General features: G+C 47.5%; 15 protein-coding genes. 13 read left to right on the forward strand and 2 right to left on the reverse strand.

Annotated elements, in window-relative coordinates; all coding sequences use genetic code 11:
- The first annotated feature begins 507 nt into the window (after positions 1-507).
- The 13 genes from rpiA to P5G61_RS07380 all read left to right on the forward strand — a co-directional run bounded on the left by rpiA (position 508) and on the right by P5G61_RS07380 (position 12,637).
- Positions 508-1,179 (forward strand): ribose-5-phosphate isomerase RpiA, encoded by a 672-nt coding sequence (gene rpiA, locus P5G61_RS07320; protein ID WP_301245856.1) that lies wholly within the window; start codon positions 508-510, stop codon positions 1,177-1,179.
- Between the two features lie 42 nt (positions 1,180-1,221).
- Entirely contained in the window at positions 1,222-1,794 is a 573-nt protein-coding gene (locus P5G61_RS07325; RefSeq protein WP_363325730.1) for a GNAT family N-acetyltransferase, read from the forward strand.
- 23 nt (positions 1,795-1,817) lie between these two features.
- The gene (locus P5G61_RS07330; protein ID WP_024630132.1) at positions 1,818-2,276 is read left to right on the forward strand and encodes a MarR family winged helix-turn-helix transcriptional regulator; all 459 of its coding nucleotides are present in this window, start codon (positions 1,818-1,820) and stop codon (positions 2,274-2,276) included.
- Between the two features lie 260 nt (positions 2,277-2,536).
- A complete protein-coding gene (locus P5G61_RS07335; RefSeq protein WP_301245863.1) occupies positions 2,537-3,049 on the forward strand; it encodes a response regulator in 513 nt (170 codons plus the stop codon).
- Positions 3,050-3,103: 54 nt separating this feature from the next.
- Entirely contained in the window at positions 3,104-4,066 is a 963-nt protein-coding gene (locus tag P5G61_RS07340; protein ID WP_301245867.1) for an alpha/beta hydrolase, read from the forward strand.
- Between the two features lie 48 nt (positions 4,067-4,114).
- Positions 4,115-4,465: a hypothetical protein gene (locus P5G61_RS07345; RefSeq protein WP_301245869.1), complete on the forward strand. Its 351-nt coding sequence runs from the start codon at positions 4,115-4,117 to the stop codon at positions 4,463-4,465.
- Positions 4,466-4,482: 17 nt separating this feature from the next.
- A complete protein-coding gene (locus P5G61_RS07350; protein WP_301245871.1) occupies positions 4,483-5,196 on the forward strand; it encodes a class I SAM-dependent methyltransferase in 714 nt (237 codons plus the stop codon).
- 120 nt (positions 5,197-5,316) lie between these two features.
- Positions 5,317-6,303 carry an N-acetylglucosamine kinase gene (locus P5G61_RS07355; protein WP_301245873.1) on the forward strand — a complete coding sequence of 329 codons (987 nt, stop codon included), beginning with the start codon at positions 5,317-5,319 and terminating at the stop codon, positions 6,301-6,303.
- 63 nt (positions 6,304-6,366) lie between these two features.
- The gene (locus tag P5G61_RS07360) at positions 6,367-6,804 is read left to right on the forward strand and encodes a GNAT family N-acetyltransferase (protein ID WP_301245874.1); all 438 of its coding nucleotides are present in this window, start codon (positions 6,367-6,369) and stop codon (positions 6,802-6,804) included.
- Positions 6,805-7,015: 211 nt separating this feature from the next.
- Complete coding sequence (locus P5G61_RS07365) at positions 7,016-7,474, forward strand: MarR family winged helix-turn-helix transcriptional regulator (protein WP_301245876.1); 459 nt, start codon at positions 7,016-7,018, stop codon at positions 7,472-7,474.
- Positions 7,471-10,638, forward strand: a complete 3,168-nt coding sequence (locus P5G61_RS07370) for an MMPL family transporter (protein ID WP_301245878.1) — start codon at positions 7,471-7,473, stop codon at positions 10,636-10,638. Before P5G61_RS07365 ends, P5G61_RS07370 begins: the two co-directional genes overlap by 4 nt.
- 173 nt (positions 10,639-10,811) lie before the next feature.
- Positions 10,812-11,459, forward strand: coding sequence for a GDSL-type esterase/lipase family protein (locus P5G61_RS07375; protein ID WP_301245880.1), 648 nt, complete (start codon positions 10,812-10,814; stop codon positions 11,457-11,459).
- Between the two features lie 236 nt (positions 11,460-11,695).
- The gene (locus P5G61_RS07380) at positions 11,696-12,637 is read left to right on the forward strand and encodes a phosphotransferase (protein WP_301245882.1); all 942 of its coding nucleotides are present in this window, start codon (positions 11,696-11,698) and stop codon (positions 12,635-12,637) included.
- 159 nt (positions 12,638-12,796) lie between these two features.
- On the opposite strand, the gene P5G61_RS07385 is transcribed toward P5G61_RS07380, so the two are convergent.
- Positions 12,797-13,474 carry a tetratricopeptide repeat protein gene (locus P5G61_RS07385; protein WP_301245884.1) on the reverse strand — a complete coding sequence of 226 codons (678 nt, stop codon included), beginning with the start codon at positions 13,472-13,474 and terminating at the stop codon, positions 12,797-12,799.
- A 7-nt stretch (positions 13,475-13,481) separates the two neighbouring features.
- Positions 13,482-15,479: a GTP-binding protein gene (locus P5G61_RS07390; RefSeq protein WP_301245886.1), complete on the reverse strand. Its 1,998-nt coding sequence runs from the start codon at positions 15,477-15,479 to the stop codon at positions 13,482-13,484.
- Positions 15,480-15,584 lie beyond the last annotated feature (105 nt).

Below are 15,584 nucleotides of genomic sequence, written 5' to 3' on the forward strand. Positions count from 1 at the left end.
TTTTACCTGGATACCTATAGGTGTCTAATTATTAAAACACATCTATACTTAATATGTCGTATAAAATGTCGCCAGATTGAATAGTTTTGTTAAAACTTTTTTAATATTTTACGTATTTATGGACATATGAAAGCAAAATATAGGTATTTAGAACTGTTTATTTAAAATAATTCCCATTTTTTAGTTTCATTCTGTATTCTATAACATGGTGGGTTAAAAAACATCCTTAAACTTTGAAGAAAATAAGGCAAATGACAGAGAAATGTTCCTATCATCTGCCTTTCCAATCGTGCACCAAGGGGGAGAATGTAAAGGAAATAATGTTTCGAATTGGCATTTAATCTAACCAAGAACATACATAAGCATGTTCAATGATGCATGTGAAGCAGAGAAACAGGCCAAGTTTCCCAGTGGAATACCTCATTGCACAGATATACATCGGAAGCGGTTTTATCTATAATAACTACAGTATGCATTTCTTAAATCATGAGCAGCGGGGGTTTATAGATGAATCTTAAACAGATAGCAGCTGAGCGCGCGGCAGAATATGTTCAAGATGGAATGAAGGTTGGGTTGGGTACAGGTTCAACGGCGTATTACGCTATTTGTCGAATTGGTGAGCGGGTACGCGAAGGGTTAAACATTCAGGCGGTAGCTACCTCGGAAGCATCGGACAAGCTCGCCAAGGAGTGGGGGATTCCGATCGTTCCATTTGATCAGATTGGACGTCTGGATCTGACCATTGACGGTGCAGATGAAGTTGACCCTGAGTTTAACCTGATCAAGGGTGGCGGCGGCGCGCTTTTACGTGAGAAAATTGTAGCTGCAAACAGCGACAAGCTGATTATTGTGGCCGACGGCAGCAAAGCAGTACCAAAGCTGGGGAAATTCCCATTGCCGGTTGAGGTGGTTCCTTTTGCGTCAGAGTGGACTTTCGAGGCGCTTGAGAAACTTGGGTGTAACCCGGAATGGCGTATGGATGGGGATCAACGGTATCTTACGGATAATGGAAACCTCATTGCGGATTGCCGTATGGAAGCCATAGAACAAGCTGCGGAGCTTAACGTGCAGTTAAATATGCTGCCAGGTGTTGTCGATAATGGACTGTTTATTAATATGGCGGACACCGTCATTCTTGCGAAGAGTGATGGCAGCATCGATGAGCGTCATCGTTCCTGAACTGAAAGCGAGGTCATTGTATAGATGAGGGAGAACCCGTTAGTGGATGGAGAAATTTCTCTTCGATGTGTGGAAAAAGAGGATCTGACTGAACTCTATGAATTAATCTACAGTGAAGATGTTCCGGAATGGAAACAATGGGATGCGCCATATTTTGCCCTTGAACACGAGTGCTACGAAGACTTCGAACGGAACATGCTGAGACGACTTGAAGCGACCAAGCACAATTCTGACCCGGACTCCATTCGAATTGTTGAGTTGAATGGCCGAATTGTCGGCACAATCAGCTATTATTGGGAGCATCGTCCATCCTTATGGTTGGAAATGGGAATCGTGCTATATCGTTCAGCCCAATGGGGGCGCGGGATCGGCACGCGAGTACTTCAGATGTGGTCCGGTTACTTATTCGAGCAATTGCCACTGGTCCGGGTTGGATTAACAACATGGTCAGGCAATGAACGAATGATGCGTTCGGCTTCGAAGGCGGGGCTTCAGGTGGAAGGACGTATGCGCAAATGCCGCATCGTGGATGGCCAACATTATGATTCAATTCGTATGGGAATGCTGCGCGAAGAGTGGGAGCAGATACGGTCCCAGACGCAGGTCGAAATGTAAACAACTGATGGAGGATTATAGAAATGCCGAACAACGAGGACAATCGGGAACTGTCTTTACAATTATTTGTGGTTCTCGCTCGCGCATACAATTCCGTTACATCCAGATCCAATCGGGATATCCAGAGTCATGGACTGAATACGACAGAATTTGGCGTGCTTGATTTGTTATACCATAAAGGGCCGCAGGCGTTGCAAAAGATCGGTGAGAAAGTGTTAATGTCCAGTGGTAATATCACGTATGTTGTGGACAAGCTTCAGAACAAAAATCTGCTGATTCGTCGAGCATCCAAGGAAGATCGGCGTGTTATATATGCTGAATTGACGGAGGAAGGAAGACATCTGTTTACACAAATCTTTCCTCAGCACCACCAGGTGATCATTGATGCGGTGGATGGACTGGAACCCTCGGAAAAGGCGGATGCAATTCGTTTGTTAAAAAAGCTTGGACTCGCCGCAGAGGGGAAAACTGACTTGCGTTAATTACGCAGGTCAGTTTTTTTATATCTGAAGAACAGAGGTCACTCGTTAGATCACTTACAGGACAATTTCAAATTATAGAAAATTTGTTGAGTTTAATGATGGGCTGAACACATGCCCATTCATCGATCATGTATAATGATAGATGGGTTGTATTTGAACGGGAACGGTCCAGGCGGTTGAAGCTGGTGAAAAAGGTAGGATGAGTGAAGCCTTCCTATACGCAGTATGGCATAATTCGCGATTAGGAGAGTGATCATGTGATGTCTAATGAACATGGCGAGATGAAATTATTGCGCAGAACGGTTGAACCGATATCCAATCAGATGAATCGCAATAAGGAAAATCAGGAGCAGGTGCATACATTCTTACCGATATCGCTCTTGCTCGCTGACGATAACACCATTAATCGGCAGGTTGTGCTGATGCAGCTCAAAAAGCTGGGCATAACCCAGGTGGATACCGTCTCCAATGGGGAAGAGGCTATAACGGCTTTTCTCAGCAAAGATTATAGTTTGATCCTGATGGATAATATGATGCCTCTAATGGACGGACTGGAGGCGACACGCAAAATCAGGGCCATAGAAGAGAATGTGCCGCGGCACTCCATACCAATTATTGCGATGACAGGAAGTGTTATGGATGGAGAGAAAGAGAAATGTTTTGAAGCCGGGATGAATGATTTTATCGGCAAACCCTTCACGCTTGAAGCTCTAAGCAACGTGATCCAGAAGTGGCAACAATCATCCGTGTCTGGAAAGGTTGCCAAACGATAGATAGTATACATATATGTTTCACGTGAAAGTTCGTCTGAAAGAGAGGGAATGTTCATGTTATTATACGGTCTTGCTGTTCTGGTGCTAATCGTTCTTGCTCTATTATGGTTTGGTGGGCTTTACTTCTTCAAAACTGCCATTCGTCGTGCTCCAAAATCATTTCTGGTTGATAATCCGAATCTGATGCCCGAGCCGGATAATGAAATTATCAGCAGTGCGTCTGACGTGGCGTGGCTTAATTCGCAGCCAACCGAAGATATAGATATGGAATCCCATGATGGATTAAAGCTGCATGGGACATGGCTTCCTTCTCGAAACAAATCGCAGCATCGAACGGTTATTCTGGCGCATGGTTATTCGGGAAAAGGCAGGGAAATGGCGGGTTTTGCTCGCTTTTATGCGGAAAAACATGGCTATAATGTGCTTATGCCGGATGATCGGGGTCATGGCCAAAGCGAAGGTAACATCATCGGATTTGGCTGGCTGGACCGGAAGGATTATGTTCAGTGGGTCCATTGGGTTCTCGACAAGGTCGGCATAGAAACGGAGGTCGTCTTGCACGGAATTTCGATGGGAGGAGCTACCGTACTGATGACAGGCGGTGAAGCTCTTCCCAGGCAGGTGAAGGCCATCGTGTCGGATTGTGCGTATACCTCAGTGAAGGAGGAGCTGACCTTCCAGCTCAAGCAGCTATACAAGATGCCCGCATTTCCGTTTATTCCTGTAACCAGTCTCATCTCCAGGTGGAAAGCGGGCTATTTCTTTGGGGAAGCGTCCGCATTAAATCAACTTGCCAAAGTTCAAGTGCCGGTTCTTTTCATTCATGGTGAGGCGGATACGTTCGTGCCGACGGAAATGGTCTATAGATTGTATGAAGCTTGTCCGACAGAAAAGGAACTGCTAATTGTTCCCCGTGCGGGTCATGGGACAGCGTTCCAGGTGGATCGTACCCGATATGAGGAGGTACTAGAATCCTTTTTGACAAAGAGCTTGTCGCATTCATCTGATTCCATTTAAGCATCCAGGGTATTAAGTAGGAAGATGTACTTAAAGGGGAGGTGTGAGATGCCACGTACACCTAGAGTTTGTTCGTATTGTCATGAAGAAATGGAAGAGGATGAGTTCAAATGCAAATCCTGCGGCAATCTCGTTGTGACCAAAACAGCTGTGCCTGACCAACCATACATGACGGAATATGAAGAATCCGTGTTGGATCAATATTCAATGGTGCTGCTTGTTCTGATGACATTATTTCTTCCTCCGGTAGCCATGGTTATTGGCGGTGTGATGTTATTTAATGACAGTATGTATAAGCGGGACACAGGTAAACTGCTCGTCACCGGGGCATTTGTAGTCATGGTCATACTAACCATTATTCTGTTCGCAGGTTCGGGGACATTGACAATTAACTTCTAAGCCATGGAGGTGCTCTTATGGAAAATAAACAGTTTGAGGCTGCAAGGAAAGCAGAGGCAGGTTACCATTCCAACTTCTATCAGAATAATGAATTATTTGCGTCCGGTACCTGGATGTCAAGGCCTATGCCAATGGTTATGGACATGCTGGATCGTCTGCTTGCCCATAAGACGGAGCTGCGTGTTCTGGATTTGGGATGCGGTGTAGGCAGACATACGATACCGATTGCACAGCGTCTCGGGCAAACGAACAGTGAAGTTATCGGTGTGGATTTGCTGGATGAGGCTGTAGATGGACTTCGCAAATATGCGAAAGAATATCAGGTTGATCATATTGTACAAGTAGAGAAAGCGGATGTTGAGCATTACGCTATTGAGCCGGATCATTTTGATTATATTGCAGCTTGCTCTTTCCTGGAACATGTTTCCAATAAACAAGCCTTGATAGAAGCTATAGAACGATTACAAGTGGGAACACGCAGAGGCGGCATCCATTGTATTACGATGAGTACAAGTGTGGAGGAGATGGAAATCAACACCGGTCGGACAATTGAGCCGTTGATTGAATTGAATCTACCTACAGCTGAGGCTGTCGCATTACTGGAAAATGCTTATGCTGACTGGAATATTCTGCTCCAGGAACATGTAACACAGACGATCGAAGAGGAAAAATATGATGAACCGACACAGTTCCGTTGTGAACTGCTTCGTTTCGCTGCACAGAAGCAATAACAGCTCTGCCGGGATCGAGTAGTTTGGCCCCGGCAGACGTATTACTCGATAGCAATAGGAACATCGCGAGAAGCATCATGGGACATGGGAAATCATCACACCAGAACATGGGGGATAAGAATGAGTACATATGTGATTGGGATGGATGGCGGGGGAAGCCATACACGTGTAGCATTGGCCGATGAGCACGGAAGGGTTCTGTCATACGTGCAAAAGGGTGGTTGCAACCGTTATCATGATGCCAATGCAGAGCAGCATGTATTGGACGGCATCGCTGAAGCCATTGCCGGAGCCGGGTTAGAAGCAGGACAGATTGCTTCCATTCAGGCGGGGATGGCAGGGCTGGATCGGCCTGAAGATACGGTCTGGGCTGAAGCATTGCTCGCCCAAACCGGTATCCTTGGCATAATCAGCGCGGTAAATGACACGCAAATTGCACATACAGCAGCCTTTGGTGGTGAGCCGGGCATTGTAGCTATTGGAGGCACGGGCTCTCTGATCCTGGGTAAAACGGAACAGGGAACCTGGCTTCGCAATGATCAGTTTGGCCACTATGCGCCAACAGCAGCACGTTTTTTGGCTTATGATGCGGTGCATTCGATCCTTGCTGGTCGTTATGGGCGCCAAGATCAGCCCTTGATTGAGCAGATATTAGCCTATTGGAATGTAAATTCGGTTCCCGAGCTTGCTGAACTGGGCGTATCAGGTTTTGCTGAAAACAGACAGGCCCTCAATCGGATATTTGGTCAAATGGCTCCCTTGGTGACTAAAGCAGCTGCCCAAAATATTCCCCTTGCGGTCAGAGTATGTGACTCAGCAGCGGATACGGCTGTTGTAGGTATTCTCATACTTGCATCGTGTTTTAAAGATCAGCAGGTAACCATGACGCTTACAGGAAGTTGTCTGAGTACACCGTACATGGTGGAGGCCGTCCGTAAGGGGCTGAATGCAGCCTATCAACCGGGAGGACAACAGATTCATTACATTACCAGCAATGTGCCGGCAGTTGGAGGTGCGCTGCTGGATGCATATTATTTGGCAGGAATCCTGGTACCGGAAGGCATGACGGATGTCATTCAATCGGAGCTGGAACACTACACGACTTGAACTTTTACAGGCTAACGACTACAATACGATAACGGAATCAAGCAAGTTATAGGAGGAATCAGGGTGTTAATTCATTTGAAATCACGCATACAGGAGCCGGAAGTGCAGGAACTCCTGTCTTACTCGGTCTTTCCCGATCCGGATCATCTGAATCGTGCGTTACAACAATATGTTAACAAGGACGAGCTGCATTTGGACGGTTATGAAGACGAAGGCCAGCTAATAGGCCTGATTGGATATGAGAAAACAGGAGCTAGTGAGGTCACCATTCATCATATCGCCGTCCTGCCAGAGAACCGTTTCAAAAATTATGGTCGTGGCATGATTTCACAGGTGCTGGCCCAATATAATCCGGACAGGTTGATCGCGGAGACCGACGTGGAAGCTGTAGAGTTTTATCGCAATACAGGATTCGTAGTGTATAGCCTGGGTGAATTATATCCAGGTGTGGAACGATTCCGGTGTGTATTGGAGAAGGACGAGGGGCAAGACGAAGACTAGTATCGATCTACTACTGTGTAACATAAAGAGAGCATATCATAACAGGATGTTGGATTTGGCGATGCAGCCGAGTCAGACGTCCTGTTTTTTTGTCGTTCACTTAAAAAAATAGGAAAAACGTATTGCTTTGCAATATAGTTTCATTATAGAATAGTTTCATTGAAGAATAGTTCGATGGATGAACTATATTTGGGAGGAAGGAGAATCAAGGATGAACACACCGGATGCCAAAAGTTTGGTTAACCGCTATTTGGATGCTTCTTTCCTGGTAACCAAACGGTTTGATACCCAGATACGTGAACGCCTGGGCCAAACCATTACCACAGATCAGTTCTGTGCACTTCGTATGATTAAAGAGAAACCGCTTTGTACGCCCTCCGATCTGGCAGAGCTTCTGTGTGTGGGAAAAAGCAGTATCACCGCACTGGTCAACAAGCTGGTGGATCGGGATCTGGTCCATCGGGCGGGAGATGAGCGCGACCGCAGAGTTGTGTATTTAACCCTGACGGATAACGGACGGGAAGTATACAAGGAAACGGAACAGGAAATACAGCAGCTTTTGGAGCCGTATCTGGTTCATTTTAAACCGGAAGAGGTCCAAAATTTCATTGAATCTTTTGAGAAGCTTGCCGCTTTGCTAACGCATGAAGGAGGACAGGAGAACGAATGAGAACGATTTTGAAAGCGCGATGGTGGTTGATGGGGCTATGGGTCGTTGTAGCTGCCGTATTGATGTTCACCGCCCCTAACATGAGTGAATTGATTCGGGAAAAGGGACAGTTCTCGGTTCCTGAAGGGCACTCGTCCACCCAGGCAGCAGCGATTCTGGACGAAGCCGCAGCACAAAAGGGAGAGCAGCAGGGCAGCCAGCTGGCTCTTGTGTTTTATAATCCGAATGGTTTGGGTGCCGATGGTAAAGAAGAGGCAGAACAGGCTGTTAAGAAACTGGAGGCCGAAAAAGAGAAACTGGGCATTCTGTCCATACTGGAGCCATTCTCTCAGCCTGAATTATCAGACAAAATGATTTCTGCCGATGGCAAGACGATCTTAACATCGCTTTCCATTGATCAGGGAGATCGTACAGTCAAGGAAATGCGCGAAGACCTCAATGAAGCATTGTCATCGGTCAATGTGGAGCATTACATAACCGGTAAAGGCTTAATTGATGAGGATACGGTGGAGAGTTCCCAAGAGGGGCTCAAGAAGTCGGAATACATTACGGTTGTATTTATTTTGCTCATTCTGTTCCTCGTATTCCGCTCATTCGTAGCTCCATTTGTTCCGCTGCTTACGGTGGGGATCAGCTACATTGTTTCACAGCAGATTGTCGCGTTCCTTGTGGACGGACTAGACTTCCCGATTTCGACGTTTACGCAGATCTTTATGGTGGCGGTCATGTTCGGGATTGGTACGGACTATTGCATCCTGTTGATTAGCCGGTTCAAGGAAGAATTGGCTCATCATGAAAATACGTGGGATGCCATCATCGCTACCTACCGTACAGCAGGCAAAACGGTGTTCTTCTCCGCACTCGCCGTGCTGGTTGGATTCATTGCCATTGGTTTTGCACAGTTTATGCTGTATCGTTCCGCGGTAGCGGTCGCTGTCGGTATTGCCGTGATGATGCTGGCATTAGTCACGATTGTTCCATTTTTTATGGCGGTGCTGGGCAAAAGGTTGTTCTGGCCTTCCAAGGGTTCACTGGAGCATGCCGAGAGCCGGATTTATGGTGCAGCCGGTCGTTTCTCCCTGAAACGTCCATGGGCAGCCCTGCTCATCGTTGCAGCGGTATGTGTGCCATTACTGGCGACTTACGACGGCAAACTGTCGTTTAACAGTCTCGATGAAATTGGTGACAAATATGATTCGGTCAAAGCATTCAATATCATTTCGGACAGCTTCGGTCCGGGTGAATCCTTGCCGGGTCAGGTCGTCATCCAGAATGATGAAGCAATGGACAACGCCAAATATATGGCGCTCGCCGAGAAGATCAGCCGGGAAGTGGAGAAGGTGCCAGGTATCTCTGGTGTCCGCAGCATGACACGTCCAACCGGTGATGAGATCAAGGATTTTGAAGTAACACAGCAAGTGGGGACATTATCTGATGGACTGGGTGAAGGTAAAACGGGTCTGGATAAAATCCGTGATGGTCTGAGCGAGGCCAGCAGTCAGTTAAGCAAAAATGAACCACAAATCAAAGAAGCTGCTGATGGAGCAGGAGAACTGTCAAAGGGTACTTCCCAGCTGCAGTCGGGTATTACACAGTTATCAGAAGGACTTCAGCAGATTGAAAAAGGAATCCGTGACGGCTCCTCAGGTGCCGGGGAACTGAAAGCCGGACTTCAGAAAGCCAAAACGAGTGCTGATCAACTTGCACAAGCGAACAATCAATTGCTTCAAGCCTATCGTCAGGCAGGAGCAGGTGTCGCTGCCCTGGGTGATGGCGTAGGTGAACTGCAACAGCAGCTCACAGGTGTATCTACAGCGTTGACCAGCCTGAACGAATCGTTCACAGCACTTGAGGAGCGCTATCCTGATTTGCTGCAAGACGCCGATTATCAGCGTATCAAAGGAACCCTTGGAGAGACGGGTACCGGAACGGCACAGCTCGCTCAAGGATTGGGTCAAATTCAATCCAAGCTGGGCGAAGCCGCGGCTGGAATCAATCAGGCTAACGAAGGCTTTGCCTCCGCAGCTTCCGGACAGAAGGCACTTGCCGATGGTCTGGGTCAGATTGTGACGGGAATCAGTCAGTTGCAATCCGGTCTCAAACAGGCCGCTGACGGTCAGGGTAAAGTTATAAGTGAAATTCCTTCCATCCAGAACGGACTTGGTCAGCTTCAGGGTGGTCAGGAGAAAATTCAGCAAGGCTTCTCGGATCTGAGTGGTCAACTGACGCAATTGACGGATGGTCTTAATCAGAGTGTCGATGGAATCGAACAGGTTTCAGGTGGACTCGATTCAGCGCAGGACTACCTGACACAATTGCAAAATTCTCCTGATTCCGATTTGGCAGGCTGGTATGTTCCTGAAGAAGCACTGAACAGTAAAGACTTCACGCAGGTATTCGATACGTATCTGTCCAAGGATCGGAAAACGATGACGATTGACGTTATTTTTGCCGAAAATCCATATGGGACAGAAGCGATTGATCGGGTTCCGGATATCGAAGCTGCTGTACATCGTGCTGTACAGGGAAGTGCACTTGAAAAAGCGGATATCGCCATTGGCGGGGTAACCAGTACGTTTGCAGATCTGCAGGAAGTCTCCAACAACGACTATACACGCACGGTCATGCTGATGCTTGCAGGAACGTTTATCATTCTGGTCCTGCTGCTCCGTTCGGTCATTATGCCGTTGTATCTCATCATCTCGTTGTTGCTGGCGTATTTCACATCCATGGCCCTGACGGAAACCATCTTTGTGAATATACTTGGATTCTCGGGTATCAGCTGGGTTACACCGTTCTTCGGCTTTGTCATGCTGATTGCACTCGGGGTGGATTACAGCATCTTCCTGATGGATCGTTTCAATGAGAATAAAGGCATGAAAGTACAGGATGCCATGCAGTATGCCATGAAGAACATGGGTACGGTCATTCTGTCTGCAGCCGTTATTCTGAGCGGTACCTTTGCCGCCATGTATCCATCGGGAGTACTTTCGATGATGCAGATTGCGACGGTTGTACTCAGCGGTCTAATCTTGTATTCTCTTCTATTCCTGCCATTCTTCGTTCCTGTGATGGTGAAAATGTTTGGCCGTGCCAACTGGTGGCCATTCCCGAACAAGGAACAGGCAGATTCCGTTGAATCGGATCGTAATATAGGCATGTAATCAAATGATTAATGAACAGCTCCGCTGGCGTTGCCGGCGGGTTTTTTTGTATTGTTTTATGCAAGAAAACCGTGAAACGACAAATAAATGTGTATGCCTACGGACACCATCCCGCGCCTTGTCTGCGTTCCTCTCATAGGATATATAGAAATTGTATATGGAGTAGTTATAACATGGCAGAGAGGGGCGGCGGGATGGTATATCGATATGTGGCTATAGGAGATTCATTAACGGTAGGTACAGGAGCGCTGCTGGGCACCGGCTTTGTTCCTTTATATCGGAGAATGGCAGAAACGAATGTACGTACGTTTGTATCGATGGATAACCTTGGAGTGAATGGACTTACGTCAGGGGAAATGCTGCATATGATATCCAACAATCCAAGAGTACGGCAATCGCTGCGTGAAGCAGATATTATTACGTTATCGATTGGTGGAAACGATCTGATTCGTACGTTCAAAGCGAGTGGCGGGATCCCGAACGCAAGTAAAATGACACAGGTGCTTGGCGAAACGCGTAGTAACGTGTCCCAGATTATGAGGCACATCCGGCAGTTAAAAGGGAACAGTGTATATATGGTTCGTACCATTGGGTTGTACAACCCGTATCCGCAAGCAGCCGAAGCATCATATTGGGTGCGGCAATATAATTCCTTTCTGAATGGTGTGGGATCAGGGAACTATGCCTGTGCCCAGATCTATGACCGGTTTGAAGGGCGTGAACGTGAACTGTTATTTTGGGACAGGGTTCATCCAAATGCAAAAGGCTACCGCGTAATTGCAGAACAGCTAAATCGTACAGGATACTATCCTTTTGCCTGATCAGCAGGGTTAAAAATTAGAATGACGATTACCTCGGAGAGCTGACTAGACCGAAAGAAATACTTCCGTTAAGATGAGGACATATAGAGGTTGTATTACGTGAGATAAAGGAGTTATTTTTGGTGCAAATCATCGATTCAGATTCCCTAAACGATTCAGAACAGCAACTGATATCTACAGTTTTATCCTTATATGGCTTCATGTCCCAGTGGAACGCTCAGCGCGGAAGGGGAGGAATGAACAACTCTACCTTCATGGTAGAGATAGACCAAGAATGTTACGTGCTTAGGCAGTATGAAACGCATAACGATAAAACTAAAATTACTTTTGAACACGAGGTGCTGGCTGCATTGTCAGGTTCAGATTTGGAGCTTCATGTGCCTGCACCCGTTAGCCTTCCTGATGATAAAGATGGGACATTTCTTACCGTACAGGATCGTCTAACAGGCCATACCAAAATCGTAACCTTGTTCCATTATCGTGAAGGCCACAATCCGGTCTGGATAACACCCGATCAACTGATCGGACTGGGCAGGGCGGCGGGGATGTTATCTTCTGTTATGGCGAGCCTTCCCATATCTCTGGCTCCCGTTTACCCGCCTTATTATCAAATTCAGGAGGCTTACCCGCTCTGTTCACCGGAGAAACTGTTACAACTATGCACTTCACCCCCGGATACGCTCGAGGCATGTGCGGATGACCTGCAGAAGCTGAAGATGGTGTTGCCAGACTTGTTCGATACGCTGCGAGGTATGGAGGTTTTGCCGCATCAACTTGTACATGGGGATTTGAATGCCTCCAATGTATTGGCAGACTCTCGGGAAGGCATATGTGCCATATTGGATTTTGAATTTGCCACATGGGATCTGCGGGTGATGGAGCTTGCTGTTCCCATGTCTGACCTTCTGACGATGGACAAGGATGAAGCATGGATTTGGGCGGCTTTGGAGGGATTAATCCAGGGATTCAGACAACAGGTCAGCCTGGAACCAAAGGAGCTGAGCGTAATTCCAGAGCTTGTTTTGCTTCGAAGTCTGGATGTGGTCATGCACTTTATCAGTCGGTTGTTCGAAGGTACAGATGAGCCTGAAGTGGCTGTGCAGCAAATCAGAAAGCTGAGAGAACGGGTAGACTGGATGAAAGGTAATGAGGAACGGCTGCGTGAGCTGCTGATGTAGCGATAACCTTTGGAAGAATTTCAATGTGCAAAAAAAGTGCACTGGACCTGCCTCGAGGCAGGAACCAGAGCACTTTTTTTGATGAGATCGTTTATCATGAGGAGTTGTATACAATCATTCACATAATATCTAGCTGCTAAAGCAAAGGAATTCAGCAGTCTACAGTCCGCGCTTGCGGAACCAGCTGCGTACAGCCCAGCGACGCTCCTGGCGTTTCTTATATTTTGGCAGGGAGCGATATACGTTCAGTGATTGCTCGTAGGCTTGCTTTGCATCATCAGTACGCCCAAGGGAACGGTACACCGAGCCAAGCAGATAATACGCTTCACTGGATGAGGAATGAATCTCCTGGAACTGCTGAACGTATGCCAAAGCTTTGTCCCGGTGAGTATCCTTAAACGCACCTGCAAGTGTCAGATAAGGACGTCCGTATTTTACTCTTGGATTAATATCCAGTGCCTGCAAAATATGACGCTCCCCTTGTTCCGTTTCGCCCAGATGAAGTTCAGTTGTACCCAGCGCCTCCCAGTATTCGGCTGATTGCTCGTAAGGACGTTCCAGTTCCAGCAGTAAGGCATGAGCTTCACTATACCGTTTGCGTTCAATCAACAGACGGGCCAGATCCAGCTTGGAAGAGACTTCATTCGGACTCATGGCAAGCTGCTGCCGAAGCCGTGAGATGTTACGCATACGCTTAAGTGGCTTCATGAAGCTTGGCATCACCCCAACATAGCGACGATCCAGGAAATACAGAATGATGAGGAAAATAAGAACCGCCAAGAATGGATTGCCTACAATCCGCCACAGCAGGCCAAAGATTAGAAATTTAATCAGCACAACAAAGTCAACTCCAATTATGATGAATCGCATTTCGAACACTTAAAATATATTTGGATTGGTCCAGCGGGTTAACGCCTCTGCGTTTCCGCGTGTGTGTCACATCCGAAGGACAATCCTGATACCCGGCAAAAGAAGTGGTCAGCACTCCACGTCCACTCGTCTCTGAACGCAGTTTCACCGGATAATCCATGGAGCTTGCCAGAGGCATACGTCCTTCGACGATGCACCTTCCGCCTCCGATGATCGGTGCTTCAAAGGTTGCCCGCATATGTACGAGATCACTGAGCGCCTTGCCTCCGTACTCCTCCGGTACGGTTAACCGGAAATTCAGAATAGGTTCCAGCAGGGTTGTACCGGTGCTTGCCAGTCCGTCCATGATTCCCATTGGCGTGGCTACTACAAAATCCAGTGGATGGGTATGCCAGACATGGTGCTCTCCCTCAATTAGCGTGATGCGCAGATCGGTAACTTCCCATCCTAGCAAGCCCTGAGATAATGCTTCGGGAATACGGCGCTCCACCTCATTCTGATAACGAAGCAGGAGATGATCCGTTCGGACGGTGGATGAATAGATCAGGCCGCTGCCACGGGGCAAAGGCTCCATGCTGAATCGAAGAATGGCCCAGCACGGCTTGGGCATCGTATACGCGATGAATCCCTCCCCGGAAGAACGGGGAGTTTCTTTATAGATGACGGAAGGTGGGTCGAATACGACATCCAGTCCGAAACGACTCATCAGCAGGCTGGACAGAATTTCAAGCTGAATGGTTCCCATGACTTTAAGATGCAGTTCCCGATCTTCAGGCAACCATTGCAGATCAAGCAGGGGATCTTCGTCTGTCAACTCCTGCAATGCCGCTACAAGGTCAGGATAACGTGCCGTGTCTTTACCATGGACCTGCACGGTCAACAAGGGAACAGCCATCTGTGGTACAGGCGGCACACCTTCAGGGCTGCCAATAATGTCACCAACATGGGTTTCGCTTAGTCCGTACAGTGCGGCGATTTGTCCGGCATGAACAGCACCCGTGTCTGCCCATTTCCGTCCATCCATCCTGCGAATCTGGGTTACTTTCTCTTCCAGCTCCCGAGTGGAGTTATAGATCGTATCCCGATTATACACGCTGCCACCATACATGCGAACATAGGCTGTACGGCCCATTGTTTTATCCCGTTCAATTTTGAATACTACCCCGGATACCGAAGCATCTTGAGGCTGTGCAGGTGCAGGAAGAAATTCAATGATGGCATCCAGCAATTCAGTTACGCCGATCCCTTTGCCCGAAGCACCATAACAAATCGGGAACACTACGCCCTGATGTACCTGTTTGCGAAATGCTTCATCCAGCAAGTGAGCAGGCAGCGTTTCACCATTAATGTAGGCTTCCATCAGATCTTCGTCCAGTTCGGCAAGTAATTCAAAAAGGCCGGGTATGGATGAAGGGGAGCCTATCACCTCTGTTTGACTCGCGTTCCAGAGGGTGTCAATACCGTCGAACACGTCGTCATTCATACGATAGGATTGAATTCCGCATATGAAGGGAGAGAGGCTGGAGCGGATCTGATCGATAACCGTCTCAGCAGAGGCGCCAATCCGATCCATCTTGTTAATATAGATCAGGGTAGGAATTCCGAGCGAGCGGAGAGCATGCCAGATGGTCTCGCTCTGGGATTGAACCCCTTCTACGGCGGACACAATCAGAATGGCCCCATCCATAACACGTAGGGATCGCTCTACTTCAGAGCTGAAATCAATATGTCCTGGTGTATCAATCAGATCAATAATTGTATCTTTCCAGATCAAAGAGGTCATAGCCGCCTGAACGGAAATGCCTCGTTCCTTTTCAATATCCAGAGAGTCTGTTGCCGTTGTTCCGTCATCTACGCGACCTGGGCTACGTACGACACCGCTTTGGAATAACATATGTTCCGTCGTTGTTGTTTTCCCTGCATCGACGTGTGCGAAGATGCCGATATTTCTGCGATTCAGTTCGTTTAACATGGGATGTAAGGCTCCTCTGGCAGCAGAAACATATCGTTTCCGACATTGTAATTCAGTATTATATCATACCACATGGAGTGTATGGAAGAATATGTTACACTCAGA

The organism is Paenibacillus vandeheii (assembly GCF_030433635.1).
Taxonomy (GTDB): Bacteria; Bacillota; Bacilli; order Paenibacillales; family Paenibacillaceae; genus Paenibacillus; species Paenibacillus vandeheii.